This window comes from Stappia sp. MMSF_3263 (genome assembly GCF_030733745.1).
Lineage (GTDB): Bacteria > Pseudomonadota > Alphaproteobacteria > Rhizobiales > Stappiaceae > Stappia.
On record NZ_JASHIK010000018.1, the window covers coordinates 17,560 to 39,805 of the forward strand.

At 65.7% G+C, this 22,246-nt stretch carries 23 protein-coding genes; 10 read left to right on the forward strand and 13 right to left on the reverse strand.

Features of this window, described 5'->3' with window-relative positions; translation table 11 throughout:
* The first annotated feature begins 193 nt into the window (after positions 1 to 193).
* Together RBB46_RS17650 and ggt are read left to right on the forward strand one after the other, a co-directional pair.
* A complete protein-coding gene (locus tag RBB46_RS17650) occupies positions 194 to 1,228 on the forward strand; it encodes an aspartate-semialdehyde dehydrogenase (RefSeq protein ID WP_306030335.1) in 1,035 nt (344 codons plus the stop codon).
* Positions 1,229 to 1,412: 184 nt separating this feature from the next.
* Positions 1,413 to 3,176 carry a gamma-glutamyltransferase gene (gene ggt, locus RBB46_RS17655; protein ID WP_306030336.1) on the forward strand — a complete coding sequence of 588 codons (1,764 nt, stop codon included), beginning with the start codon at positions 1,413 to 1,415 and terminating at the stop codon, positions 3,174 to 3,176.
* A gap of 47 nt (positions 3,177 to 3,223) precedes the next feature.
* Here the strand turns inward: ggt and RBB46_RS17660 are convergent, their stop codons facing one another.
* A complete protein-coding gene (locus RBB46_RS17660; protein WP_306030337.1) occupies positions 3,224 to 4,483 on the reverse strand; it encodes an MFS transporter in 1,260 nt (419 codons plus the stop codon).
* A complete protein-coding gene (locus RBB46_RS17665; RefSeq protein WP_306030338.1) occupies positions 4,480 to 5,076 on the reverse strand; it encodes a GNAT family N-acetyltransferase in 597 nt (198 codons plus the stop codon). Before RBB46_RS17665 ends, RBB46_RS17660 begins: the two co-directional genes overlap by 4 nt.
* A gap of 201 nt (positions 5,077 to 5,277) precedes the next feature.
* Between RBB46_RS17665 and RBB46_RS17670 the strand changes: the two genes are divergently transcribed.
* Entirely contained in the window at positions 5,278 to 5,766 is a 489-nt protein-coding gene (locus tag RBB46_RS17670) for a hypothetical protein (protein WP_306030340.1), read from the forward strand.
* A gap of 38 nt (positions 5,767 to 5,804) precedes the next feature.
* Here the strand turns inward: RBB46_RS17670 and RBB46_RS17675 are convergent, their stop codons facing one another.
* Entirely contained in the window at positions 5,805 to 6,224 is a 420-nt protein-coding gene (locus tag RBB46_RS17675; RefSeq protein ID WP_306030341.1) for a hypothetical protein, read from the reverse strand.
* A gap of 185 nt (positions 6,225 to 6,409) precedes the next feature.
* On the opposite strand from RBB46_RS17675, the gene RBB46_RS17680 reads away from it, so the two are divergent.
* Positions 6,410 to 7,105, forward strand: coding sequence for an SDR family oxidoreductase (locus RBB46_RS17680; protein ID WP_306030342.1), 696 nt, complete (start codon positions 6,410 to 6,412; stop codon positions 7,103 to 7,105).
* 36 nt (positions 7,106 to 7,141) lie between these two features.
* Here the strand turns inward: RBB46_RS17680 and RBB46_RS17685 are convergent, their stop codons facing one another.
* Positions 7,142 to 8,302, reverse strand: a complete 1,161-nt coding sequence (locus RBB46_RS17685; RefSeq protein ID WP_306030343.1) for a YeeE/YedE family protein — start codon at positions 8,300 to 8,302, stop codon at positions 7,142 to 7,144.
* Positions 8,303 to 8,463: 161 nt separating this feature from the next.
* Here RBB46_RS17685 and RBB46_RS17690 point away from each other — a divergent pair, with 161 nt between their 5' ends.
* Positions 8,464 to 9,351 (forward strand): alpha-1,2-fucosyltransferase, encoded by an 888-nt coding sequence (locus RBB46_RS17690; protein WP_306030344.1) that lies wholly within the window; start codon positions 8,464 to 8,466, stop codon positions 9,349 to 9,351.
* A 49-nt stretch (positions 9,352 to 9,400) separates the two neighbouring features.
* The gene (locus tag RBB46_RS17695; protein WP_306030345.1) at positions 9,401 to 10,351 is read left to right on the forward strand and encodes a glycosyltransferase family 2 protein; all 951 of its coding nucleotides are present in this window, start codon (positions 9,401 to 9,403) and stop codon (positions 10,349 to 10,351) included.
* Positions 10,352 to 10,395: 44 nt separating this feature from the next.
* Here RBB46_RS17695 and RBB46_RS17700 read toward each other — a convergent pair whose 3' ends face one another.
* The 6 genes from RBB46_RS17700 to RBB46_RS17725 form a co-directional block, all read right to left on the reverse strand.
* A complete protein-coding gene (locus RBB46_RS17700; RefSeq protein ID WP_306030346.1) occupies positions 10,396 to 10,788 on the reverse strand; it encodes a GFA family protein in 393 nt (130 codons plus the stop codon).
* A gap of 87 nt (positions 10,789 to 10,875) precedes the next feature.
* Positions 10,876 to 12,312, reverse strand: a complete 1,437-nt coding sequence (locus RBB46_RS17705) for a M48 family metalloprotease (protein WP_306030347.1) — start codon at positions 12,310 to 12,312, stop codon at positions 10,876 to 10,878.
* 59 nt (positions 12,313 to 12,371) lie between these two features.
* Positions 12,372 to 13,244: a hypothetical protein gene (locus RBB46_RS17710; RefSeq protein ID WP_306030348.1), complete on the reverse strand. Its 873-nt coding sequence runs from the start codon at positions 13,242 to 13,244 to the stop codon at positions 12,372 to 12,374.
* A gap of 45 nt (positions 13,245 to 13,289) precedes the next feature.
* A complete protein-coding gene (locus tag RBB46_RS17715) occupies positions 13,290 to 14,615 on the reverse strand; it encodes an aspartate aminotransferase family protein (RefSeq protein WP_306030349.1) in 1,326 nt (441 codons plus the stop codon).
* A 39-nt stretch (positions 14,616 to 14,654) separates the two neighbouring features.
* Positions 14,655 to 15,299 (reverse strand): LysE family translocator, encoded by a 645-nt coding sequence (locus RBB46_RS17720; protein ID WP_306030350.1) that lies wholly within the window; start codon positions 15,297 to 15,299, stop codon positions 14,655 to 14,657.
* A 55-nt stretch (positions 15,300 to 15,354) separates the two neighbouring features.
* Complete coding sequence (locus tag RBB46_RS17725) at positions 15,355 to 15,969, reverse strand: 2-hydroxychromene-2-carboxylate isomerase (RefSeq protein WP_306030351.1); 615 nt, start codon at positions 15,967 to 15,969, stop codon at positions 15,355 to 15,357.
* 110 nt (positions 15,970 to 16,079) lie between these two features.
* Here RBB46_RS17725 and RBB46_RS17730 point away from each other — a divergent pair, with 110 nt between their 5' ends.
* The 3 genes from RBB46_RS17730 to RBB46_RS17740 all read left to right on the forward strand — a co-directional run bounded on the left by RBB46_RS17730 (position 16,080) and on the right by RBB46_RS17740 (position 18,751).
* A complete protein-coding gene (locus RBB46_RS17730; RefSeq protein ID WP_306030352.1) occupies positions 16,080 to 16,937 on the forward strand; it encodes a phosphatase PAP2 family protein in 858 nt (285 codons plus the stop codon).
* A 226-nt stretch (positions 16,938 to 17,163) separates the two neighbouring features.
* Complete coding sequence (locus RBB46_RS17735) at positions 17,164 to 17,865, forward strand: YdcF family protein (RefSeq protein ID WP_306030353.1); 702 nt, start codon at positions 17,164 to 17,166, stop codon at positions 17,863 to 17,865.
* A gap of 103 nt (positions 17,866 to 17,968) precedes the next feature.
* Complete coding sequence (locus RBB46_RS17740) at positions 17,969 to 18,751, forward strand: 1-acyl-sn-glycerol-3-phosphate acyltransferase (RefSeq protein ID WP_306030354.1); 783 nt, start codon at positions 17,969 to 17,971, stop codon at positions 18,749 to 18,751.
* A 40-nt stretch (positions 18,752 to 18,791) separates the two neighbouring features.
* Here RBB46_RS17740 and RBB46_RS17745 read toward each other — a convergent pair whose 3' ends face one another.
* The 3 genes from RBB46_RS17745 to RBB46_RS17755 form a co-directional block, all read right to left on the reverse strand.
* Positions 18,792 to 19,274 (reverse strand): translation initiation factor IF-3, encoded by a 483-nt coding sequence (locus tag RBB46_RS17745; RefSeq protein ID WP_306030355.1) that lies wholly within the window; start codon positions 19,272 to 19,274, stop codon positions 18,792 to 18,794.
* Positions 19,267 to 20,490 (reverse strand): 23S rRNA (adenine(2503)-C(2))-methyltransferase RlmN, encoded by a 1,224-nt coding sequence (rlmN, locus tag RBB46_RS17750; protein WP_306030356.1) that lies wholly within the window; start codon positions 20,488 to 20,490, stop codon positions 19,267 to 19,269. The genes RBB46_RS17745 and rlmN overlap by 8 nt, the downstream gene beginning before the upstream one ends.
* 252 nt (positions 20,491 to 20,742) lie before the next feature.
* A complete protein-coding gene (locus RBB46_RS17755) occupies positions 20,743 to 21,249 on the reverse strand; it encodes an invasion associated locus B family protein (RefSeq protein ID WP_336623175.1) in 507 nt (168 codons plus the stop codon).
* Between the two features lie 422 nt (positions 21,250 to 21,671).
* On the opposite strand from RBB46_RS17755, the gene RBB46_RS17760 reads away from it, so the two are divergent.
* On the forward strand, positions 21,672 to 22,244 hold the full coding sequence (locus RBB46_RS17760) for a sigma-70 family RNA polymerase sigma factor (RefSeq protein ID WP_306030358.1): 573 nt from the start codon (positions 21,672 to 21,674) through the stop codon (positions 22,242 to 22,244).
* The last annotated feature ends 2 nt before the right edge of the window (positions 22,245 to 22,246 follow it).

Here is a 22,246-nt window from a genome sequence, read left to right on the forward strand (position 1 = left end):
GCCCCGTTCACCGCGACGAAAGCCGCGAACGAAGGCATGCGCGCCGGCACGACGACAACGACCCGCAAAACGACCGCCTGACGGCCCTCTCGACCCGCGCTCCCCCGGGTTGGATGGGGGACCGGAAGAGCCTGAGGCTTCGCGCACAACGCGGCCCGGGCTTGCGGGGAGCGGCCAGAGAGGAATGAAACCAATGGCATACAAGATTGCGATTGTCGGAGCGACCGGTAATGTCGGCCGCGAGATGCTCGACATTCTCGACGAGCGGGGCTTCCCGGCACGCGAGGTGGTCGCTGTCGCCTCGCGGCGCTCGCAGGGCATCGACGTCTCCTTCGGCGACCGCACGCTGACCTGCCAGGCGATCGACCATTACGACTTCTCCGATGTCGACATCTGCCTGATGTCCGCTGGTGGTGACGTGGCGCGCGAGTGGGCGCCGAAGATCGCCGCCAAGGGCTGCGTCGTCATCGACAACTCCTCCGCCTGGCGCTACGACGCGGATGTGCCGCTGATCGTTCCGGAAGTGAATGCGGACGCCATCGTCGGATTCACCCGGAAGAACATCATCGCCAACCCGAACTGCTCGACCGCCCAGCTCGTCGTGGCGCTGAAGCCCCTGCATGATGTGGCGAGGATCAAGCGTGTCGTGGTGTCGACCTACCAGTCGGTTTCCGGCGGCGGCAAGGAGGCCATGGACGAGTTGTTCAACCAGACCCGCGCCGTTTTCGTCAACGACCCGATCACACCGGAAAAGTTCACCAAGCGGATCGCCTTCAACGTCATCCCGCATATCGATGCGTTCATGGAGGATGGCTACACGAAGGAAGAGTGGAAGGTCCTGGCCGAGACCAAGAAGATGCTCGACCCGAAGATCAAGGTCACCTGCACCGCCGTGCGCGTACCGGTCTTCATCGGCCACTCGGAAAGCGTCAACATCGAGTTCGAGAACCCGATCTCGGCCGAGGAGGCCCGCGACATCCTGCGCGAGGCGCCAGGCGTTCTGGTCGTCGACAAGCACGAGGACGGCGGTTACGTCACGCCTTACGAGAGCGCCGGCGAGGATGCGACCTATGTCAGCCGCATCCGCGAGGACGCGACCATCGAGAACGGCCTCAACATGTGGGTCGTTGCCGACAACCTGCGCAAGGGCGCGGCGCTGAACGCGGTGCAGATCGCGGAAGTTCTGGTCAATCGCGGCCTGATCACGCCGAAGAAGGCCGCCGCCTGATCTGCTGCGGCACCTGCCGCGAGCCGACACCGAAATCTTGCGACGCGGCCGGAAACGGCCGCGTCTTGCGTTTTACGGGCCGCTTGCCGCCAAGGAACTGCCAACCGGGGAACTGCCAAGGGTAGCGGCCGGCCGCTTTTGGCGACAGACTGGGGTTCCCCTTACCCGATCCGGAGAGCAGGAAATGCGGGCATTCACCAGTGGAACCAGCAAGTTGGCCGGCATTGCGCTGGCAACATGCGTTGCGATCGGCCCGGCTTCGCTTCCTGCGGGCGCGCAGGATGCGGCTCCCGCGCCGATCCTGTCCGGCTCCGACCGCTTTCACCCGGTCCTTGCGCGCAGCGGCATGGTCGCCAGCCAGGAAGCGCTGGCAACGACCGTCGGACGCGACATCCTCGCTGCCGGCGGCAATGCGGTCGATGCGGCGGTCGCCGTCGGCTTCGCCCTCGCCGTGACGCTGCCGCGCGCCGGCAATCTCGGTGGCGGCGGCTTCATGCTTGTGCATATGGCCGAAAGCGGCGAGACCCTCGCTCTCGACTACCGGGAGTTGGCGCCGGCCGCGGCCGAACGCGACATGTTTCTCGACACGGACGGCAATGCAGATCCTGAGAAGTCGCGCTACTCGGGCCTTGGCATCGGCGTGCCGGGCACGGTGGCCGGCCTGCATCTTGCCCATCAGCGCTTCGGCAGCAAGACACTCACCTTTGCCGAGCTGATCGCACCGGCGATCCGCCTGGCGGAAGAGGGCTTCCCGGTATCCGACGATCTTGCAGGTTCGCTCAAGCAGTCTTTCGAGCGCTTGTCGAAGGATCCCGATGCGCGCGCAACCTTCTACAAGGCCGACGGCAGTTTCCACGAGCCGGGCGATACCCTGCGCCAACCACAGCTTGCCGCCACGCTTCGGCGGATCGCCGATGAAGGACCGGACGGTTTCTACAAGGGCGAGGTCGCGCGGAAGATCGCCGCTCGGGTACAGGCGGCCGGCGGCGGCATGACCGCGGAGGACCTTGCCGCCTACGAGGCGAAGTGGCGAACGCCCGTGACCGGCACCTACAGGGGCTACGAGGTGACGTCGATGCCACCGCCGTCTTCGGGCGGGGTGCATATCGTCGAAATCCTCAATATGCTGGAGCCCTTCGACCTGACCACCTCGGGGGCGGGCTCGGCGGCGACCTTGCATGTGATGGCCGAGGCGATGAAACGCGCCTATGCGGATCGCTCCGAATTTCTCGGCGATCCGGACTTCATCGACATCCCGGTCAAGGGCCTGACCTCGAAAGCCTACGCGGCAGCGCGCATGGCCGATTTCGACCCACAGCGCGCCGCGCCCTCGGAGAAGATCGCACCTGGCAAGCCGGCCCCCTACGAGAGCGAGGAGACCACCCACTATTCGGTGGTCGATGATGAAGGCAATGCCGTCTCCAACACCTATACGCTGAATTTCTCCTATGGCGTCGGCATGATGGCTGGCGACACAGGCGTGCTGCTCAACAACGAGCTCGACGATTTCTCCGCCAAGCCGGGCGTGCCCAACGCCTACGGGTTGATCGGCGGCGACGCGAATGCCGTCGCCCCGCGCAAGCGCCCTCTCTCCTCGATGAGCCCGACACTGATGTTCCGCGACGGAAAACTGGTGCTGGCCACCGGCTCCCCGGGCGGCAGCCGCATCATCACCACGGTGCTGCAGGTCATTCTCAACGTGGTCGATCACGGAATGAACGTGGCGGAGGCGACAAGCGCCCCGCGCATGCACCATCAGTGGCTGCCCGACGAGATCCGCACCGAGGAAGGGTTTTCGCCCGACACGCTGGCGATCCTGCGCGGATATGGTCACGAGATCGCGGAAAAGGCGACGATGGGATCGACCCAGTCGATCATGACGGTGGAGGGCGGACTCGCCGGTGCCTCCGATCCGCGCCGCCAGGGATCGCTTGCCGCCGGCCATTGACGGATGCCCGGTGCCCGCCCCGGCCGCCTGGCTCCCTCGCAACGGGGTCAGGCGGAGCGGCGCGCAAGCGTCAGGACGAGCAACACGACATAGACGGAACCCAGCAGCAACGGCAGGCCAAAGGCTCCGATCATGTCGATCGCAAGACCCGAGAGCGCCGGACCGAGAAACCCGCCAACACCCCACATCGCCGCAAATCCGGCATTGCCGGCGATCAGCATGGCACCGGAAAAGCGGCGGCCCAGTTCCATCAGCGCGATCGTGTAGACGCCATAGGCTGACGACCCCCAGATGAACAGCATCGCCCAGAGCGGCCAGCGCGTGTCGATGAGCATCGGCAGCAAGGCCGCGCCGGAAATGGTCAACAGGCAAAGGACAACCATCACCTGGCGCGGACCCCAACGGTCGGCGAGCGTGCCGATTGGCACCTGGAAGAGGATGTTGCCGACGATGAGGACGGCAAGGGCCGTCGCGATCGCCGCCTCGCTCAGGCCGTGCCCAAGCCCGTAGACGGGAAACAGCGTCAGGATCGCCTGGTCGAAGGCGGCGGCGATCGCCGTCACCGCCAGCAGGAATGGAATGAGCGGCGCCACGACCCGGATCGAACCGGTCTCACCGGCAGCGAATGTCGGCAGGCGGTGGCGGATGGCGGCGATCAGCATGGCGCAGACAAGTGTCACGCCGATGCACAGGAAGAAGGGGGTCAACGTCTGCGTACCGGTGACGGCCAGCGTTGCCGGACCAAGTGCGAAACCGCCGGCCAGCGCCGTTGCATAGAGCCCCAGCAAGCGGCCGCGGATGCGGTCGGGCGCGAGCTGGTTCACCCAGGTCTCGCTGGCGATGTAAAGACCGTTGATGCCTGCACCGAGCAGGAAACGGGCCGGAAACCATAGCCATAGCGACTGCACGGTGCCGATCAGGGCAAACAGCACAGCCAGCAGCAATGCCGAAGCGATGGCAAGCCTCGCGGCCCCGAAACGCAGGGCAAGCTGCGGCACCAGCGGCGCGGACAGGATCAGGCCCAGCGCCATCATCGCCGCGTTGGTGCCGATCAGCCATGCAGGCGTGCCCTGCCGTTCGAGGATGAAGGAGAGCAGCGGATAGGTCAGCCCCTGGGCAAGGCCGAAAACCGCAACCATCGCCAGCACGACGGCCATGGCGAGGCGATCGAGCTCGCGCGGCGCACCCTCGACATGATCGGCCACATCCGGGGTCGAAGGGCGTTCCGGGACCGGGGAGGTCACTCCGGCGAGGTCCACGGCCACAGCCTCGTCAGACGACCTGTTCCCGCCGGTCGTTGTGCTCATGCAGGCCCCGATCCGGCATCCACCTGACGGCACATGGTCGTGGCCGATGAGAAGCCGAAGATCGGCTTGAGAAAGCCCAGCTCGCGGCGCTTTTCCGGCACGAAGCCGTTGCGCTCGTAAAGCGCGCGGGCACGGGGATTGGTGTCGATCACATCCAGCCGGACGGCATGCTGGCCGGTTCGCCGGGCAACGTCGACGACCGCGCCCAGCAACGCCGTGCCGGCCCCCTTGCCGCGCGCCTCCTCCGACACCGCAATGCCGTCCATCGACAACACGCCGTCGGCATCGGTCTTGTCGAGAAAGGCAAGCCCCGCCACGCGGATCGACGTGCCGAAGAAACCGAACCGTTGGCGGAAGTGGCGCCATTTCGGTTCGAACAGCCCGGTCCCGTCCAGCCGATAGCCGGCAATGCCGACAACGCGCCCGCCGAGGATGGCCGATACCCCCCTGTCGCGGCGCATGTGGGGCGCCAAGAAAGAAGCTGCAGCTTCTATGGTGCCGAAAAACGGGCGGAGCTTCTGAAACAGCGCGGCTGCATAGATCCGCGTCGCGGCAAGCTCGTCTCCGGGGCGCACATAGGGAAGAATGTCCATCTGACGGATCCGGGCAAGGGCCGCCGGGAGAACCCGGCAACGGCGATTTCAATAGATCGGAGCTTGCCCGAGAGGTAATGATGCCGCCACAGGTTGCAAGAAAAAATCGTCCCTGAGAACGGGAAACCACCCCGATCCCCCACCTGTACGAGAATCAGGCTATGCAACGGGGAGACAGCTCCCAAGAACCGGGTCCGCCCCATGCCGGATTTCACCCCGCTCCTCGACTATCTGGGCCACTCGCAGCTGGCGCGGACGATGGCAACCTCCGCGCAGGCGCGCGAGATTGCTGCCACCTGCCACCTTGTCGGCAGCCTTGTGCTTGTCGGAGCGCTCCTGCCGCTGAATCTCCGGCTGATCGGCTTCTGGCGCAGCACCCTGCTTGCCGATCTCGCCCGCGTGCTCGGCCAGACCGCACTTCTCGGCCTTGTCCTGGCGCTTACAAGCGGCATCGCGCTGATGTCGCAACGCCCCTTTGCCATCGCGGCCGACCCCGCCTTCCAGGCGAAAGGCGCATTAATCCTGCTTGCCGGCGTCAACGCGCTGCTCCTGCGCCTGGTGCCGGCCTGGCGGCTGCTCGACCAGGTGGATTCACGCGGCACCATCTCGCGCTTTCGCACCGCCGGCATCGTCTCGCTTGTCGCATGGGCCGGCGTTCTGGTGCTGATGCGCTGGCCCGAGCTGATCTGACCTGACGGCTTCGGCCAGAAGACCGGAGCCGGCACGCGCTACTGCGCCCGGCGATACATTCCCGTGTTGACCACAGGCCCTTGCCCGGGCACCGCGACGGTCTGTTCCACCTCCATGCTGTGTCCGTCCTCCGACAGCCGCCGCCGGGCGCTCATCAGGGTCAGTTCGCCGCGGCGCGCCTCCGATGTCAGCGTCCGCTCATCCTCGAAGAACAACAGCAGCCGATCGGCCAGCCCGCTTTCCGAAAGGCGCTGCCCGGCCCTGCCCGGCACGCCGGTAATCTCGCCACCAATCTCCTCGCCCTCGGCGGAGATGATCGACATGCGGATCGTCACGAGGCCGAATTCCTCCTCGATCGTGCAGGTCGCAGCGCGCGGGAGATCGCTCTGGTCGAACTCGCTCTCGTCGAGATCGAGTATCCACTTGCCGAGAAACGGCGTGATCTGTTCTGTCGTCATGGCAGGCAATCCGGTTTGGGGTCTGTGGGGCCGGTCCCGAAGCCTGGCAAGGGGCGGGCCTGTCCGCCTTGTAGCTGCCCGCGCGCCCAAAGTCATGACCCTGGCCGCGCACGCCATCCGGCGGGTTGACCGCGCGGGCCGCGCAAGCGGATATGGGCGTCCCATCCGAAAAGGACACCCTCCGCATGCTCCAGACCCTTGTTCTCACCGGCGCCAACCGCGGCATCGGACTGGAACTCGCCCGTCTCTTCACGGCCGACGGAAACCGGTTCGTCCACGCCTGCTGCCGCCGGCCGGACGAAGCTGCTGCCTTGCAAGAACTCGCAGGCGATCACGCCGGTCGCCTCGCCATCCACGCGCTTGACGTCACCGACGCAGGATCGGTCGCCGATCTTGCCTCTGCCACGGGCAGCGCACCGATCGACCTGCTCCTCAACAATGCCGGCATCCTCAACCCGCGCCAGACACTGGACGATCTCGACTTCGAGGCGTGGGAGACGGAGTTGCAGGTCAACACGCTGGCGCCGATGCGCATGGCCCTGGCGTTCCGCGCGAAGCTGCGCCAGGCCTCCAACCCGCGCATTGTCACCATCTCCAGCCAGATGGGCTCGCTCGCCCGCCCCAAGGGCGGCTCCTATGCCTATCGCAGCTCCAAGGCGGCGGTGAACAAGGCAATGCAGGGCCTTGCCGTCGACCTGGCAGGGGAGGGCATCTGCGTCGTGGCCATGCATCCCGGCTGGGTGCGCACCAGCATGGGCGGCCCGGAGGCCGAGATCGAGCCGGTGGAAAGCGCCAAGGGCATCTTCGCCGTCGCCACAAGCCTGACCCTTGACGACAGCGGGCGCTTCCTCACATGGGACGGGCGCGAGCACGCCTGGTAGGGAGAAAGGGGTAGGCAGGGGCCTTGGCCTACACGGTCACGGGGCAAGGGGCGTGGCCGGCGCCCGCCCCCCGCCCTCCGCCTTGCGCCCGTCCGCGGGCCGGTCGACAAGAAGATCCGTGACCCCGGCCGCCGCCCACATGGCAAAGAGCGTCGCCCAGGCAGTGACGGCGAAGATCGAGCCCCCCGTGACGCCCGCTCCGACGGCGCAGCCGCCGGCCAGCATGCCGCCGAACCCCATCAGCACCGCGCCGAAAATGTACCGACGCATCGAATGACCGTCGTGAAAGCCCTGAAGCCGCCATTCGCCGGCAACGAGCGCGGCCAGCGCCGCCCCGGCAAAAACGCCGGGTACCAGCCCGATGTCAAAATCGAATGCCCGACCCGGCGGGGCCAACACCAGCATGAGCGTGTCGGCGGACGGCCCGGTAAAGGTCAAGCTCTTCACGCTCATCGGGATGAAGGCCTGTCCGGCAAGCTGGTAGGTGAACCACCAACCGGCAGTCACGGTCGCACCGACGCCGGCCGCACCCAGCCAACCGCGTGGCGAAAGCCGCGCCCGAATGGCGAAAAAAACCGCGCCGACGATGAATGCTGCACCAATCGCGAGACCCGCCTGCTGCGGCAGGCCGGCAAGCTGGAGAAGATCCAGCTGCTCCCGACCGCCGATCGTCCACAAACCGGCGACCCAGTCACGCAGCGGCGACAGGATGCCATGGATCGTCGCCTCCGCCGCCACCGCAAAGATCAACCCGGCGAGCAGGGCACGCAGGTTGCCGCTCGCCGAAAGCACCAGCAGCCGGCTGGCGCATCCACGCGCCAGCACCATGCCGATGCCGAACAGCGCCCCGCCGACAACGGCGCCGGACAGGGAGCCGCGGGCAGCGAACTGACGCGCTTCGGCGACGTCGAGATGACCGCTGCCGACCAGAAGCTGCGTGAAAAGTACGGCCGAGGAGAAGGCGACCAGCCAGATCGCCACCTTGCCGCCGATCTCGCCGCGTGCGAACTCGACCGCCGCCGCGCGCAGGCAGAAGCGGCTGCGCTCGGCAAAAGCTCCGAAAGCGACGCCAATGACCAGCCCGCCAAGCGCCGAGGTTTCGGCATCGCCCAGCATATCCAGCACGCGGGTCAGGTCCATCGCATCCTCCGCGGGCCGCACGGTTCCGTGCGACAAGGTCGAAACATTCACAATCATGAATGCAAATCCGCAGCAACGACGCCTTGATCTCGCTCAAGCGGGGCCAACGGATCAAGCGCATGCTTGTTCGAGCGCCCGATGCCGACTAACAAGAACGAAGGTCTGAAACCTTTGGGGGCTATCGCCGCGTGGAGACACAGCAGGCAGAAACCGGCAGGATGCGGGACACTGCACCCGTATGCATGCGCATCTGGGGCGGGCTCGGCAACCAGATGTTCCAGTATGCCGCAGGCCATGCACTGGCACGGCGGCTCGGCGCGAGGCTGCTGATCGACCCTCTGGAAATGAACTTCGATCACGCCGCCCTTGGCCTCGACATTTTCGGCGTGGAACCGGAAATCTGGCGCCCCGACACCAATAGCCTGCGCGCGCGCCTGCTCGGCCTTGCCGGGGAGAAGGGCAGGACCCGGGGCAAGAAGCGCCATCGCCTGTGGCCGGGGCCGGTCTGGTTCCAGAAGGATTTCTGTCACGCCGACGCGTTTTCGACGCTCGAAGCGGGGACCTATCTTGCCGGCTACTTCCAGTCGGAACAGTTCTTCGCTGACTGCCGCCAGGAAACCCGCGCGCTGTTCTCGCTCGACCATGTGGCGGCGACCATCGATCCGCAGCGTCTGGCGCTGGCCGAGACGCCCGCAAGTGTCTCCCTGCATGTCCGGCGCGGCGACTATGCCAGCAACGCGCGCACGACCTCGATCCACGGCATGCTCGGGGCGGAGCATTACCGGCGCGCTGCCGCGCTGATGCGGCAACTCGTTCCGGATGCGAACTGGCTGGTCTTTTCCGACGATATCGCGGCGGCAGCCGAACTGACGGCGGACTGGCCGAACCGGACACTGGTCACGGGCCAGAGCCGCGAGCAGGATCTCTTCCTGATGAGCCGCTGCGCCCATCACGTGACCGCCAATTCAAGCTTCAGCTGGTGGGGCGCGTGGCTCGGTCGCAATCCGGAGCGGCACGTGATCGCTCCGCGCCAGTGGTTCGCGCGCGACGAGTTGCGCCGCACCTATGTCGACGAACTCTTCCCCACCGGCTGGATTCTCCTGTGAGAAACCGCTACTGCGGTGCCAGCGCAAGACATCCCGGACCCGCACGCCCATGAGACTTTGCATCGCGATCTGCACAAGGGAACGGCCGAAGCTGCTGCGGACCTGCCTCGCATCGGTGTGCGCGCAGGCTGTTCCGGACGGGATTTCGGCCGAGATCGTGGTTGTCGAGAACCACGACATGGACGTTTCGCGCCCGATCGCCCTGGACGTCGCGGCGCAAACCGGCTGGACCATCCACTACGTACTCGAGCCGGAACTCGGCATCCCCTTCGCCCGCGACCGCTGCGGCACCTTTGCCGCCGCAGAGGGTTTCGACCGGGTTCTGTATATCGACGATGACGAGATCGCCCATCCGGGCTGGCTCACCACCATGATCGAGGCCACGCGGCAGTACCCGGCCGAGGTTCACTATGGCCGCGTCATCTACACATATCCGCCGGAAACACCGACCTGGATGGTGCCGAAGCAGGTCAACAAGCGGCCGACAGGCACCGTGCTCGCCAAGGCGGAAGGTCACAACACACTGGTCGACACGAAGGTCTTCCGCGATCCCGACGCAGGCGGGTTCGGCCTGCATTTCGACGGATCGATGCGCTTTACCGGTGGCAGCGACACGGATTTCTTCACCCGCGTACACGACGCGGGCGGGCGCATCGTCTGGATCGCCGAGGCCATCGTCGAAGAGCTGGTACCGGTCAACCGCACAAGGTTTGCCTGGCAGCTCAACCGCACCTTCCGCGTCGCCGGCAACATCTCGCGCTTGCACGAGAAGCGCGCCGGCAAGCCAAAAGCCGCCCTGCGCAGCTTCCTGAAAGGGATCGGCCGTATTGCAGGCGGCCTCTTCGTACAGCTGCCGATGAGCGCTATTTTCGTGGTTTCACCGGAACGCGGCCGCCGCCAGGCATTCAAGGCGGCCAAGCAGCTCGCCTCCGGTCTTGGTTCGCTCGCCTATCTGACCGGCTATCAGCAGCAGCCCTATCGCAAGGTCGACGGGGGATAGGCGCAAGCGCCGACTCGCACCCCCAACCGAACGTCGTCCTGCACCTAGTCCTCGTTGCGGCTGTTGTCCGGACGGTCGTGCTCGTAGCGCCGCTCAAGCGGAAACGGCGGCAGCCAGGCTTCACGGCGCACGGTCCACAACTCATACGTTGGCGCGAACTGGTCCGGCGCGTCCAGTGCCCCAAGGTTCACCTCGACCTCATCGCCGCTGCGGCCAAAGACCGTCGAGCCACAGTCCGGACAGAAGAAGCGCCCCCGGTAGTCCTTTGTCTCGCCGTGGATCTCGACCGCATCCCGGGGAAAGATCGCGGAGGCGTGAAAGGGGGCGCCGTGATGCTTGCGACAGTCGAGACAATGACACACACCGACCCGGTAAGGTCGGCCCGAGGCGACGAGCCTCAACTGGCCACAAAGGCATCCGCCCGTGGTCTGGTCCATTTTCCAGCCTCCTTCTGAAAGGTTCGGGCCGCCGCCCCTGCATCCTGCGACAAACGGGGTGTCACGGTGGCGAGAGTGTCGGGGGCGCTAATCCACCACCAGCTTCAACGGCGTGCCGGCCGGAATGACCTGGCCCGACGGGGTCTGATTGAGGATCGAAAAGAGCTCCAGCCGGCGGGCCGGCTCGACGCCGCTCATACCCACGGCAAGCCGTTCGGGCGTGTCGCCCTCATCGGCGCGGATCACCTTGATGCGCAACGGCCGCAGCCGCGCGATCTCCGTCGGCGTCAGCTGCCGGAAACTCTGCACCGTCGCCTCATAGTCGCGAGTGAACTCGGCGCCACCGGCGCGCGAGGCGAAAATGAAGCGATAGCCCGTGCGCCCGATGCGCACGACAGCGATGCGGAACGACCAGCCATCGGTAAAGGCCGAGGCGGTGACGGCGGCGAGGCCGTTGACCGTTTCCTCGCGGACGCTGTCCGCGATCAGACCGTTGATCCAGCCGCTGGTCATGTAGGCACGCAGAGACGCGAAGTCGGTCAGGTCCGCCCCGTCGAAGCGCAGAGCGGTGCCGTTGGGATTGCTGGCAAGCACGGCCTCGGGCGAGTTCTCAAGCACGAAGCCCGGAGGCGCGGTGAAACTGATGCCCAGCGCCTTGTGCAGGAACGACCGGCCACGGATATAGCCTTCCAGCGGATCGTCGCCATAGAGCATGCCATCGATCTTGGTGAGATACGCGTCCCGGTCGCGCTCGCCAAGGCCCGGTGCGCCGGCCTGGCGCGCGGCGCGCACGGCCGTCTGGACCCGTTCGGGCGTGGTGGGATGCGACGACAGGAAGTCCGGCGCGCCCTTGGCCGCCCCTTGCGCACTCTGATAGGCCGCGAACTGGCCCATCGTATTGAGAAAACGGGCGGCGGCGAACGGGTCGTAGCGTGCGCGCGACAGCGTGCGCACACCGACCGCATCGGCCTCCAGCTCCTGGATCTGCGAGAAGCGGGCAAAGGAGAGCTGCGAGGAAATGATCGCCGCGCGCGCCTGGTCGGGGTCCCGCACCACATTGCCAAGCACCCGTCCGGCAAGCTCCGTCGCTTCGGCGCGCTGTTGGCGCTTGATCGCGTGGCTTGCCGTGACATGCGCCATCTCATGCGCCAGGACGGCGGCAACTTCGGATGTATCGGTCGCCAGCGCCAGAAGGCCGCGCGTCACGTAGAGATAACCGCCGGGAAGGGCGAAGGCATTCACGGCCGGCGAGTTCAGGATGGTGATGCGATAGGTCTGCGAGGGATCGTCCGAGGCCTCGACGAGCCGGCCGACCACCTGCGCAACGGCACGCTCCGCGCCGCGATCCTCGTAAACGCCGCCATAGGTCGCAACGACACGCGGATGCTCCCGCGCGCCAAGATCGGACGAAAGCCCCGGCCTCAGGCTGCCGGGCGCCGGCGTTCCGATCTCGATTGGCGAGGAGCCGGAAAACTGGCAGGCGGACAGGAGGACAAGCGCCATCGTGGCGGCAAGCGCCCGCATGCCGCGCCTCCTCCAAATCATGCCTTGCCCTGCAATCCGGACCGTTGACGGAAGTCTGCTCACCGGCGCGTGCCATCCTTGTCGAGCCGCTCGATCTGCGCGGGGTGGAAGAGCTTCATGCTCGGCCCGCCCGACAACTCGACGACCCCCCGCACGCGAATAGCTGCCCCGTCCAGGGAGGCCACGTCAAGCCCGGCGGCCGAGAATGCCGCCTTTTGATCGGTCGGCACCGTCACCGTGAAGTCGCGGCTCCAGCGATGACCGAAATTGAGATAGAGCGTGGAACGGGTTTCCCCGATCGACAGGACCCGCCCAGAAACCAGAGTGAAGCGGCCGGCGCGCGCGGTCAGCGCCTGCGGCCGATGGGCGGACCACACCCGCTCGCGCGCCCACAGGCCGATCCGGCGTGCTCGCGCCCGCGCCTCCAGCACGAAAAGGTCACGCAGGCACTCCGTATTGGCAAGGCGCGGCGAGACGATGGCGGCGCCGCGCCCAACCAAGTCCCGGGCCAGCCAGTGCCCCGCGGCGTCGACCAGATGTCCTTCGTGACGGCGCCAACGATCCGGGCCGCGTGCAAGGCCGGTGAACCGAAGTTCCACGGGCAGGGCCGGTGCCGCCATCGCCTCGCCCGCCACCAGATCCGCCTGCCGGTAAAGCCGGCCATCGCCGGCGCGCACCGTCGCCGGATCGTCCGCCTCCACCGCAAGCGGCGTCTCGAGTTGCCGCCCCGGCAATGTACCGACATCGCAGCCTGAGGGCAGGGCCCCTTGCGTCTCGGCGACAGCCGCGTGCGGAACGGCGCCGATCAGGAATGCCATCGCGACGACAACGCGCAGTGCGCCGGCGCGCGCGAACGCGTCGGGGAACGGGGAGGACTCGTCATCGAACCGGTGCGGCATCATGTCCGGGCGGAAGGTCGGGAAACGCGGCAAACCGCCATCATTACGAAAATGGTGGCGGGAAGATGTCGCCCGACCTCAGGCGGCAAGCACATCGTCGAGCGCGCCCGAGAGCTTGTCGACGATTTCCGCCACCTGGTCGTCCGAGATGATGAAGGGCGGGGCCAGCAGGACATGGTCGCCAGAGCGCCCGTCGATCGTACCACCCATCGGATAGCAGACGAGGCCACGCTGGAACGCCGCCTTCTTGAACAGCGCATGAAGCCGGCGCTCCGGCGAGAAGGGCGCTTTCGTTTCCCGGTCCTCCACCAGCTCGAGCCCGAGGAACAGGCCACGCCCGCGAATGTCGCCGACATGCGGATGCTGGCCGAAACGCTCGACAAGCGCGGATTTCAGCACCTCGCCCATGGTCTTCGAACGATCGACCAGACCCCGTCCGGTCAGCGCGGTCACGACAGCGAGACCGGCGGCGGCGGCGGCCGGGTGGCCGATATAGGTGTGACCATGCTGGAAAAAACCGGAGCCGGTCTCGATCGCCGAATAAATACGGCCACTGACGAGCATCGCCCCGATCGGCTGGTAGCCTGCGCCCAGTCCCTTGGCGATGCACAGGATATCCGGCGCGACACCGTCCGCCTCGCAGGCGAAGAGATGACCGGTGCGACCCATGCCGCACATCACCTCGTCCAGGATGAGCAGCACACCGTACCGGTCGCAGATCTCGCGGATGCGGGCGAAATAGCCTTTGACGGCGGGAACCGCTCCGAGCGTCGCGCCGACGACCGGCTCGGCGATGAAGGCAGCAACCGTCTCCGGTCCCTGCGCCAGGATCTCCGTCTCCAGTTCGTCGGCAACGCGGCGGCCGTATTCTTCCTCGCTCTCGTCCTCGTCCTGGTCGCGATAAGCGTAGCAGGGGGCGATATGCGACATGTCGACCAGAAGCGGGGCGAAGGGTTCGCGCCGCCACATGTTGCCGCCGGCCGACAGCGCGCCGAGCGTGTTGCCGTGATAGCTCTGGCGGCGTGCGATGATGCGCGCGCGCGCCGGCTCGCCGTTTTCTATATGGAACTGGCGGGCGAGCTTGATCGCCGCTTCCGTCGCCTCCGACCCCCCGGACACGAGATAAACCCGCTCCAGGCCCTTCGGCGCATGGGCGATCAGCAGATCGGCAAGATCTTCCGCCGGTCCGCTCGTGAAGAACCCGGTATGGGCAAAGGCGATCGCATCGAGCTGCGCCTTCACCGCATCGGTGACGGCCCTGTCGGAATGGCCGAGGCAGGAGACAGCCGCCCCGCCGGAGGCATCGAGGTAGCGTTTGCCCGTCTCGTCGATGATGTAGCAACCGTCGCCGGCGACCGCGCGCGGAGGTCGCATGGCGGTGTGGCGGGGAAAGATGTGGGACATGATGATTTCACCAGGATGAGATGCGGAGCGGGCAGGGCGTCAGGCGCGGCTGGCAAACAGGATCTTGACCGCGAACCCGCCGATGATGCCGGCGAAAAGCCAGTCGATCATCCGCATGATACGTGGTGACCGGCGCAGCGACCGCGCAAAGCCCTCCGCCATCAGCACCATCGCGGCACAGAAGGGCAGCGAGAAAGCGACCATGTAGAGACCCAGAAAGACCAGCTTGCCAGCCGCATCCGGGTCGCCCGCAGTGACGAACTGCGGCAGGAAGGTCAGGAAGAACAGAATGATCTTCGGGTTGAGCAAGTTGACCAGAAGACCGGCCGCGAAAACCCGTGACAGCGGTTTTTGAACCGCGCCGCGTTCCGGCGAAACACTCAAGGCCGAGCCGTGCCGCAGGCTCTGGAAGGCAAGCCAGAGAAGATAAAGGGCGCCGACGATCTTCACCACGAAGAAGGCCTCCGCCGAGGCCGCAATCAGCGCCGAAAGACCGAAGGCCGCCAGCATCGTGTGGATCACGTTGCCGGCGGCGGCACCGGCCATCGAGGCCATGCCGGCGGCCCGGCCCTGCGACAACGAGCGGCCGACAAACAGCGTCATGTCCGGCCCGGGCGTCAGGACCAGGACAAGGCAGGCAAGTGTGAAGGCGGCAAGCGTCGCAATATCGGGAAGAAAGATCATGGCGGGAAGGCTCTCGGCAATGTCGGGCAGATCGCATCCGGTACGCAGCGGGGGCTCATGATACCACGGTTGCCAGCGCGTGGTCGACGGCGCTCTCCAGGCGATCATTGCCCCAGAAAAGCTCGCCATCGGCACAGGTGAAACTCGGCGCGCCAAAGATCCCAAGCGCTTGCGCCTCGTCGACAGAGTTCCTTGTCCGGCTCTTGGCCTTCTCCGTCCTTGCCTCTGCCAGAACCTTTTCGGGCTCCGCACCGCATTCGCGCAGGATCCGGGCAAGGACGGCCTCGTCATCGATACGCTGGCCATCATCGAACTGCGCCAGGTATACCTCGCGGGAGAACGCCGCGACCGCACCGCCCGAACCGGCAAGCACGCCCGCCACGCGCGCGGCAAGCAGGCCGTTCTGGGGAAAGGGGTCGGGCCGAGCAAAAGGCAGGCCCTGCGCCCGTGCAAGCCGCTCGATGTCGCGCCACATATAATGGCCCTTGGCCGGGTACAGGCTGAACGGCGACGTGTGCCAGCCGGCTTTCGCGAAGATCGGCCCAAGCAGGAACGGACGCCAGACGACGTCCACCCCGCGCTCCTGCGCCAATGTTTCGATCCGCATCGCGGAGAGATAGCTGTAGGTCGAGGCGAATTCGTACCAGAACTGCAGAACCGGGTGGCTCACGGCTGTCTCCTGGATGTTGCGTCATCTGGCCGGCAGGAGCTGCCCTTGGAAGGGGCGGGGGACACGGTTATAACCCGAAACCTGCAGAAACCAGGAGCCAGCAGCAAGACGTGACCCACCACAAAGATCCCGCAAGCGGCGAGACAGGTTCGCGGTTCATACGGCGACTGCGCCGTGCCGAGAATGGTCCGCTGGCGATCGCATGCCTTGCCTATCTCGCGGTGATATCCGTCTTTTTTACCGTTTTTCCGGGTATCGACCTTGCCGCGACGAGCCTGTTTCACCGCGCAGGCGAGGGCTTTCCGCTGGCATCGCAGCCGTTTTTCATGCGGTTGCGTGAACTCGGACCCTTTCTGGTGAAGCTGATCGCGGGCAGCTGCGTGGCGGTGCTGCTGTTCGCCTTCCTGACCGGCCGCATCCCGGACGGTTTGCGGCTGCGTACGCCACTCTTCCTCCTGTCGACACTGGCGATCGGCCCCGGCCTGGTGGTCAACGCGCTGTTCAAGAACAATTGGGGACGGCCGCGACCGAACGCCGTCGACGTTTTCGGGGGCGACGCGCCCTATGTGTCCGTCTGGCGCATCACCGATCACTGCGACACGAACTGTTCCTTCGTCTCCGGCGAGGCGTCGTCGAGCTTCTGGCTGGTGTCGCTTGCCTTCATCGCACCCGTGGCCTGGCGCAAGGCTGTGCTCGTCGCGGTGCTGCCTCTGATCTTCGCTCTTTCCGCCAACCGGGTCGCATTTGGCGGGCATTTCCTGTCGGACACGCTGATGGCCTGGGGTTTGACCCTGCTTGTCATCCTCGCCGTTCATCGTCTCCTCTACTGCACGGACCTGGTGGAGCGCCAGGCACCGGCCTGGCGTACCGCCTTCCTGCGAAAAGGCGCCGGTCTGCGCCATGCCGTTGCCGCTTCATGCGAGGCCGGCAGCCGGGTCCTGCACCGCTTCCTCGAGACCATGCGCTGAGGAAGATGCGCCAGATCAGGCGCGAGCGAACCATGATCCCGCCGCGAAGTCCTGCCAACAAAGGGCACGCGGGCGGCTTTCTCGGCCGCAAGGCCATGTCCGGGGTGGAAAACCACTGCCGCTTGGGCGTTAGATGCTGTTGGCGGGATACTGGAACCGAATCACCCGGGTGCTCCCGTCTTTTCGACCTGCGCCGCTGGCGGGCGCGACGAGACCGACGGGAGCGATGAGCGCGCAAGACGACCAGCATGCAACGGAACCGGTCATGACCACCGACGGGTCGCGGGAACGTTCCAAGGACACGCCAGCCAGGCCGGCGCGCCGCCCGATGGGCAGCGTCCTGCTGGTCATCGGGCTGCTAGCCGCGGTTGCCGGGATCGGCTTCTACGCCGGAAGCTTCCTGCGCTTCGCCACATCCGTGACCGGGCTGGAAACCAATGACACGGCAAGCGCCGACGCGATCGTCGTTCTCACGGGCGGCAGCGAGCGTGTGAAGCATGCGCTCGAACTCCTCGGCTCGGGCCGCGGACAGCGCCTGCTGATTTCCGGTGTACATCCCGAAACGACCCCGCAGCAGATCGTCAGCAGTACGGCAAGCGACCTGACGCTCTTCGACTGCTGCGTCGATCTCGACCGCAATGCCAGCAACACATTGCAGAACGCCTCGGAAACGGCGAAATGGGCCCGCCGCAACGGCTTCGACCGGCTGCTTGTCGTGACCAGCGCCTATCACATGCCCCGCGCGCTGCTCGAGCTGCATTCCGTGATGGACGGGATCGCCCTCGTGCCAGTGCCGGTGCAGACGGCGGACCTGGAGTTCGACAGGTGGTATACCGACCCCCGAACGACCCTGCTTCTGGCCCGGGAGCATATCAAGTATATGCTTGCCTGGCTTCGCATCGCGATGATGGGCGAACCGCAGCCCTGAGCAGTCGCGCGACCCGACGCGTCGGGTTTCGTCCGATGCACGCCTTCTCACCCGACCCGGAAGCTCCGGGCCACAATGCCAACATCCATCCGGCTCGAGACCGATGCTCCTAGTCCGTTCGCTGCTTTTCCAGGGCCTCTTCTACCTGTCGACGCTGGTCTTGATGATCGGCGGGCTGCCTGTGTTCATACTGCCCCGTCGTCTCGGTTGGCCGCTGGTGCCGTTCTGGGCCCGGGTCAATCTGTTCCTGCTGCGCTGGATCGTCGGCGTGCGCGTCGAGTATCGCGGCCTCGACAACATCCCCAAGGGAGGCTGCATCGTCGCGGCCAAGCACCAGTCGGTCTGGGAGACATTCGCCCTTCTGCCGCTGTTCACCTCGCCAACCTACGTGCTCAAGCGCGAATTGCGCTACATCCCGATCTTCGGCTGGTACACCGCCAAGTTCCGGCAGATCCCGGTTGACCGCGGCAAACGGTCGCTGGCGCTTGCCGCAATGACGGAAAAGGCCCGCCAGGCCGTCACCGAAGGCCGGCAGATCCTGATATTTCCGGAAGGTACGCGAAAAGGTGCCGGCGAAGCGCCGAACTACAAATACGGCGTCTCGCATCTCTACCGCTCGCTCGCGGCTCCCGTCCTGCCCGTGGCGCTCAATGCCGGCGTCTACTGGCCGCGGCGGGGATGGATCCTGCAGCCAGGCACCGTGATCGTCGAATTCCTGCCGCCAATCCAGCCGGGTCTCGACATCGACGTGTTCCACAACAGGCTCGTTGCCGAGATCGAGACCGCATCGGACGGGCTTTTGCGCGAGGCCGCCGCCGCCCACCCCAGGGCCCCGGCAGTGCAGCGGGCCCGGCAACGCTGGAGCGCTCGAGGCATGACCCTCTAGGATCAGGATCCTGGGCCATCCAGGCAGTCTGTCAGGAAAGTCAGCCGGCGGATCCCGGGTCACCCTTGCGTGCCACCCGCCAGCAGCCGGCCTGCCGGCCGGCGAGCAGCCAGTAGACGAACCCCGCGACAAACCCCGCTGCCAGCACGACAAGCGTTCCAGCGGGAAGCCCTTGCGCGACATCCGGAGAACCGGTCTCTGCAAGGGTCCACGTACCCGCCCCGACAAGGCCGCCGGCAAGGATGTGATAGACCATCCCGCGCAAGGCGAATGTCTCCGAGATTGCGATCGCCACCAGCGAGGGGATGAACGCGAAGCCGCCGATGATGCTGGCGCCGACAAGCGACCAGCCTACGGTCATGCCAACCGCGACCGGATCGGCCCCCGGCTCGATCATGCGAAGAAATCCGAAAGCCAGAAAAAAAGCTGCGGAGAGAAAGGCAAGGACAAGCGCAAGCACGACCCGGATCGCCTGACCTAGCAGGCGACCGCCATCGACCAGCATGTCCGGCCGCTCATCCATGCGCGGGGGCGGCCGTCTCCAGCGCGATACGCTCCCGGGCCCGCATCTTTTCGGACTCAGACTTCAACTGACCGCAGGCCGCGAAGATATCGCGGCCGCGCGGCGTGCGGATCGGCGATGCATAGCCGGCGCGGTTGACCACCTCGGCAAAGGCCTCGATCTGCTCCCAGTCGGAGCACTCGTAAGGCGAACCGGGCCAGGGATTGAACGGGATCAGGTTGATCTTCGCCGGGATGCCCTTCAGCAGCCGCACAAGTTCCCGGGCATCGGCCAGGCTGTCGTTGACCCCCTTGAGCATCACGTATTCGAAGGTGATACGCCGGGCATTGTTGAGACCGGGATAGGCGCGGCAGGCATCCAGCAGCGCCGTGATGTTCCACTTCTTGTTGATCGGCACGAGCTCGTCACGCAAGTCGTCACGCACCGCATGCAGGGAAATCGCCAGCATGCAGGAGATCTCCGCGCCGGTGCGCTCGATCATGGGCACCACACCGGAGGTCGACAGGGTGATGCGCCGCTTCGACAGCGACAAGCCATCGCCATCCGAAGCGATGAGGAGTGCCTTTTTTACATTGTCGAAATTATAGAGCGGCTCGCCCATGCCCATCATCACGATGTTCGTGACAAGGCGCCCTTCGCTCGGCACTGCGGCGCCCTCGGGCGTCTCGCCCTTGGGAAAGTCGCCAAGCCGGTCGCGGGCGACCAGGATCTGGGACAGGATCTCTTCCGCCGTCAGGTTGCGCACAAGGCGCTGCGTGCCCGTATGACAAAAGGTGCAAGTCAGCGTGCAGCCGACCTGGGAAGAGACACAAAGGGTGCCCCGTCCTTCCTCGGGAATGTAGACGGTCTCGATCTCCACTGGCCGGCCGGCGCCGCGCGGCGGGAAGCGGAACAGCCACTTGCGCGTGCCGTCACTGGAAATCTGTTCGGAGACCATTTCCGGGCGGTGGATCGTGAACGCACCTGCCAGGACTGTTCGCAAGTCCTTGGCGATATTTGTCATTTCCGAGAAATCTGAAGCCCCGCGCACATAGAGCCAGTGCCAGAGCTGGGCAACGCGCATGCGCTGCTGGCGCTCGGGAACACCGATGCCCGCAAGTGCCTCGGCGAGCTCGGCGCGGTCCATGCCGACCAGGGTCGGCTTGTCCGCCGGCGCGGCGGCGAGGGGTGTCGCGGGCGCGGTGGTCCCGGTTGCGATGGTCTCGATCTCGCTCATGTCTCAATCCAGGAAACGGGACGCTGTCCAGTCGGTCCGCTTGTCGGGATCCGGCAGGACCGTCTGCAGGACATGTCCCTGCACCAATGCCAAAAGGCGGGGCCGATCGGCCGCCGCCTTTTGGGTTTGTCGATCTTATACATCAAGCCGGCGGTCTTGTGACCCCCAAAGCCCATGCATCCCGGGAAGGGGAGCTCCGCCTCCAGGTGGAAACGAGACCAGACCGTTCCGGCGCTCGCGCACCGGACCGGATTACTGGCAGGCCTTGTCGGCCGCCGCGATCGCGGCCGTCACACCGGACAGCGAGTAGTCATAAGTGGTTTGCGTTCCCCTTGCGGAGACACCGGTCACCACCATGCCCCGGCCGGCCCTCATGGCCGCCACAAGCTGGCGCTCCTCGGTCGGATTGGCCATCCAGGCACCGTCGTTCTTGGTGAACATGGTGAATTTCTGGCCGTCGACATCGACGGAAACGGACGACTGTTCCTTGAACGCATAGCCAACGATGACGCTGGGCTCATTGTTCACATTCTCGCCGGGCCGGTTGGAGATGAAGAAGTAGACATCTCCGTGATTGCGATCGCTCGGCGCGAGTTTCGTGGGTTTTGAAAGGGCATAACAGACCTTTCCCTTGGAACCTCCATAGGAATAGGTCGCCCAATCATTGTGTTGACCGACAAGCGTCGGTGTCTGGGCGTGAGCCGACACGCCCGTGAGGACGAGTGCCAGAAGAGCCGGGATAAGCGTTCTTGCTTGCATCATCTCCTAAACCACTACTGCTAACCATTCGGATTTGGGTCGAATTTGCCGGGCGTTGGTCACCTTGCCTTAAGGTTATCGCCCAGCAAGTTACGAAAGGGTTGATTTCCGCAAAAGCATGCGCCTGCACGGTGGAAACCCTTGTGATCACCTGATCCGGCACGCTGGCGGTACAAATCGGGCGAGAGTGTGACGGGCATCGGCCATGCCGTTCAGCGGGCCGGGCATGGCCCGGCGCAAGCAGCCGGACCGGACGATGCCAAGGCTGGACGTCCCCTGTCGACGCCGCGCCCTGCATCCGGTATTCCGACGGGACACACGGTGAATCGACCCAACAACATGCTGGTCTGATTTACAGTTTCGGGCGACATTCAGGACCGGGCACAATCCGCGCCCAGCCGCAGGACAACGATCGAGGCCAATTGAGCGTGTCGTCGAAGGACCGTTTCTCCCCGTTGATCGCCAGGGTCGCCGAAGCCGGCGACCGGATGGCGTTCGCCGAGCTGTTCGATCATTTTGCCCCGCGCCTGAAGGCCTATCTGGTCCGGCTTGGATCGGAACCCTCCTTGGCGGAGGAACTGACGCAGGAAGTGATGATCACCCTGTGGCGCAAGGCCCATCTGTTCGATCCGCAGCGTGCCACCGCCTCGACCTGGCTCTTTCGCATCGCCCGCAACCGCCGCATCGACGCCCTGCGACGCGACCGCTCCGGGCTGATCGACCAGGAGGACCCAAGCCTTCGCCCCGCCGCGCCCGAGGACCAGGATGACGAACTTGATGCGCGATTGCGCGAGGATCGCGTCCGCAAGGCGATGGCGAGCCTGCCCGAGGAACAGGCGGACCTGATCCGCCGCGCCTTCTTCGCCGGTCTGTCGCACAGCCAGATCGCGGAGGAAACAGGTCTGCCGCTCGGCACCGTCAAGTCGCGCATCCGCCTTGCCTTTGCCAGGCTGAGACGCGTCCTGGAAGCGGACGAATCAATCGATATCGACTGATC

What these genes read in the sequence shown, in the direction of transcription:
- RBB46_RS17650 (WP_306030335.1), top strand. Translation starts at nt 194, where the DNA reads ATGGCATACAAGATTGCGATTGTCGGAGCGACCGGTAATGTCGGCCGC.
- ggt (WP_306030336.1), top strand. Translation starts at nt 1,413, where the DNA reads ATGCGGGCATTCACCAGTGGAACCAGCAAGTTGGCCGGCATTGCGCTG.
- RBB46_RS17660 (WP_306030337.1), bottom strand. Translation starts at nt 4,483, where the DNA reads ATGAGCACAACGACCGGCGGGAACAGGTCGTCTGACGAGGCTGTGGCC.
- RBB46_RS17665 (WP_306030338.1), bottom strand. Translation starts at nt 5,076, where the DNA reads ATGGACATTCTTCCCTATGTGCGCCCCGGAGACGAGCTTGCCGCGACG.
- RBB46_RS17670 (WP_306030340.1), top strand. Translation starts at nt 5,278, where the DNA reads ATGCCGGATTTCACCCCGCTCCTCGACTATCTGGGCCACTCGCAGCTG.
- RBB46_RS17675 (WP_306030341.1), bottom strand. Translation starts at nt 6,224, where the DNA reads ATGACGACAGAACAGATCACGCCGTTTCTCGGCAAGTGGATACTCGAT.
- RBB46_RS17680 (WP_306030342.1), top strand. Translation starts at nt 6,410, where the DNA reads ATGCTCCAGACCCTTGTTCTCACCGGCGCCAACCGCGGCATCGGACTG.
- RBB46_RS17685 (WP_306030343.1), bottom strand. Translation starts at nt 8,302, where the DNA reads ATGATTGTGAATGTTTCGACCTTGTCGCACGGAACCGTGCGGCCCGCG.
- RBB46_RS17690 (WP_306030344.1), top strand. Translation starts at nt 8,464, where the DNA reads ATGCGGGACACTGCACCCGTATGCATGCGCATCTGGGGCGGGCTCGGC.
- RBB46_RS17695 (WP_306030345.1), top strand. Translation starts at nt 9,401, where the DNA reads ATGAGACTTTGCATCGCGATCTGCACAAGGGAACGGCCGAAGCTGCTG.
- RBB46_RS17700 (WP_306030346.1), bottom strand. Translation starts at nt 10,788, where the DNA reads ATGGACCAGACCACGGGCGGATGCCTTTGTGGCCAGTTGAGGCTCGTC.
- RBB46_RS17705 (WP_306030347.1), bottom strand. Translation starts at nt 12,312, where the DNA reads ATGCGGGCGCTTGCCGCCACGATGGCGCTTGTCCTCCTGTCCGCCTGC.
- RBB46_RS17715 (WP_306030349.1), bottom strand. Translation starts at nt 14,615, where the DNA reads ATGTCCCACATCTTTCCCCGCCACACCGCCATGCGACCTCCGCGCGCG.
- RBB46_RS17720 (WP_306030350.1), bottom strand. Translation starts at nt 15,299, where the DNA reads ATGATCTTTCTTCCCGATATTGCGACGCTTGCCGCCTTCACACTTGCC.
- RBB46_RS17735 (WP_306030353.1), top strand. Translation starts at nt 17,164, where the DNA reads ATGAGCGCGCAAGACGACCAGCATGCAACGGAACCGGTCATGACCACC.
- RBB46_RS17740 (WP_306030354.1), top strand. Translation starts at nt 17,969, where the DNA reads ATGCTCCTAGTCCGTTCGCTGCTTTTCCAGGGCCTCTTCTACCTGTCG.
- RBB46_RS17745 (WP_306030355.1), bottom strand. Translation starts at nt 19,274, where the DNA reads ATGGATGAGCGGCCGGACATGCTGGTCGATGGCGGTCGCCTGCTAGGT.
- rlmN (WP_306030356.1), bottom strand. Translation starts at nt 20,490, where the DNA reads ATGAGCGAGATCGAGACCATCGCAACCGGGACCACCGCGCCCGCGACA.
- RBB46_RS17755 (WP_336623175.1), bottom strand. Translation starts at nt 21,249, where the DNA reads ATGCAAGCAAGAACGCTTATCCCGGCTCTTCTGGCACTCGTCCTCACG.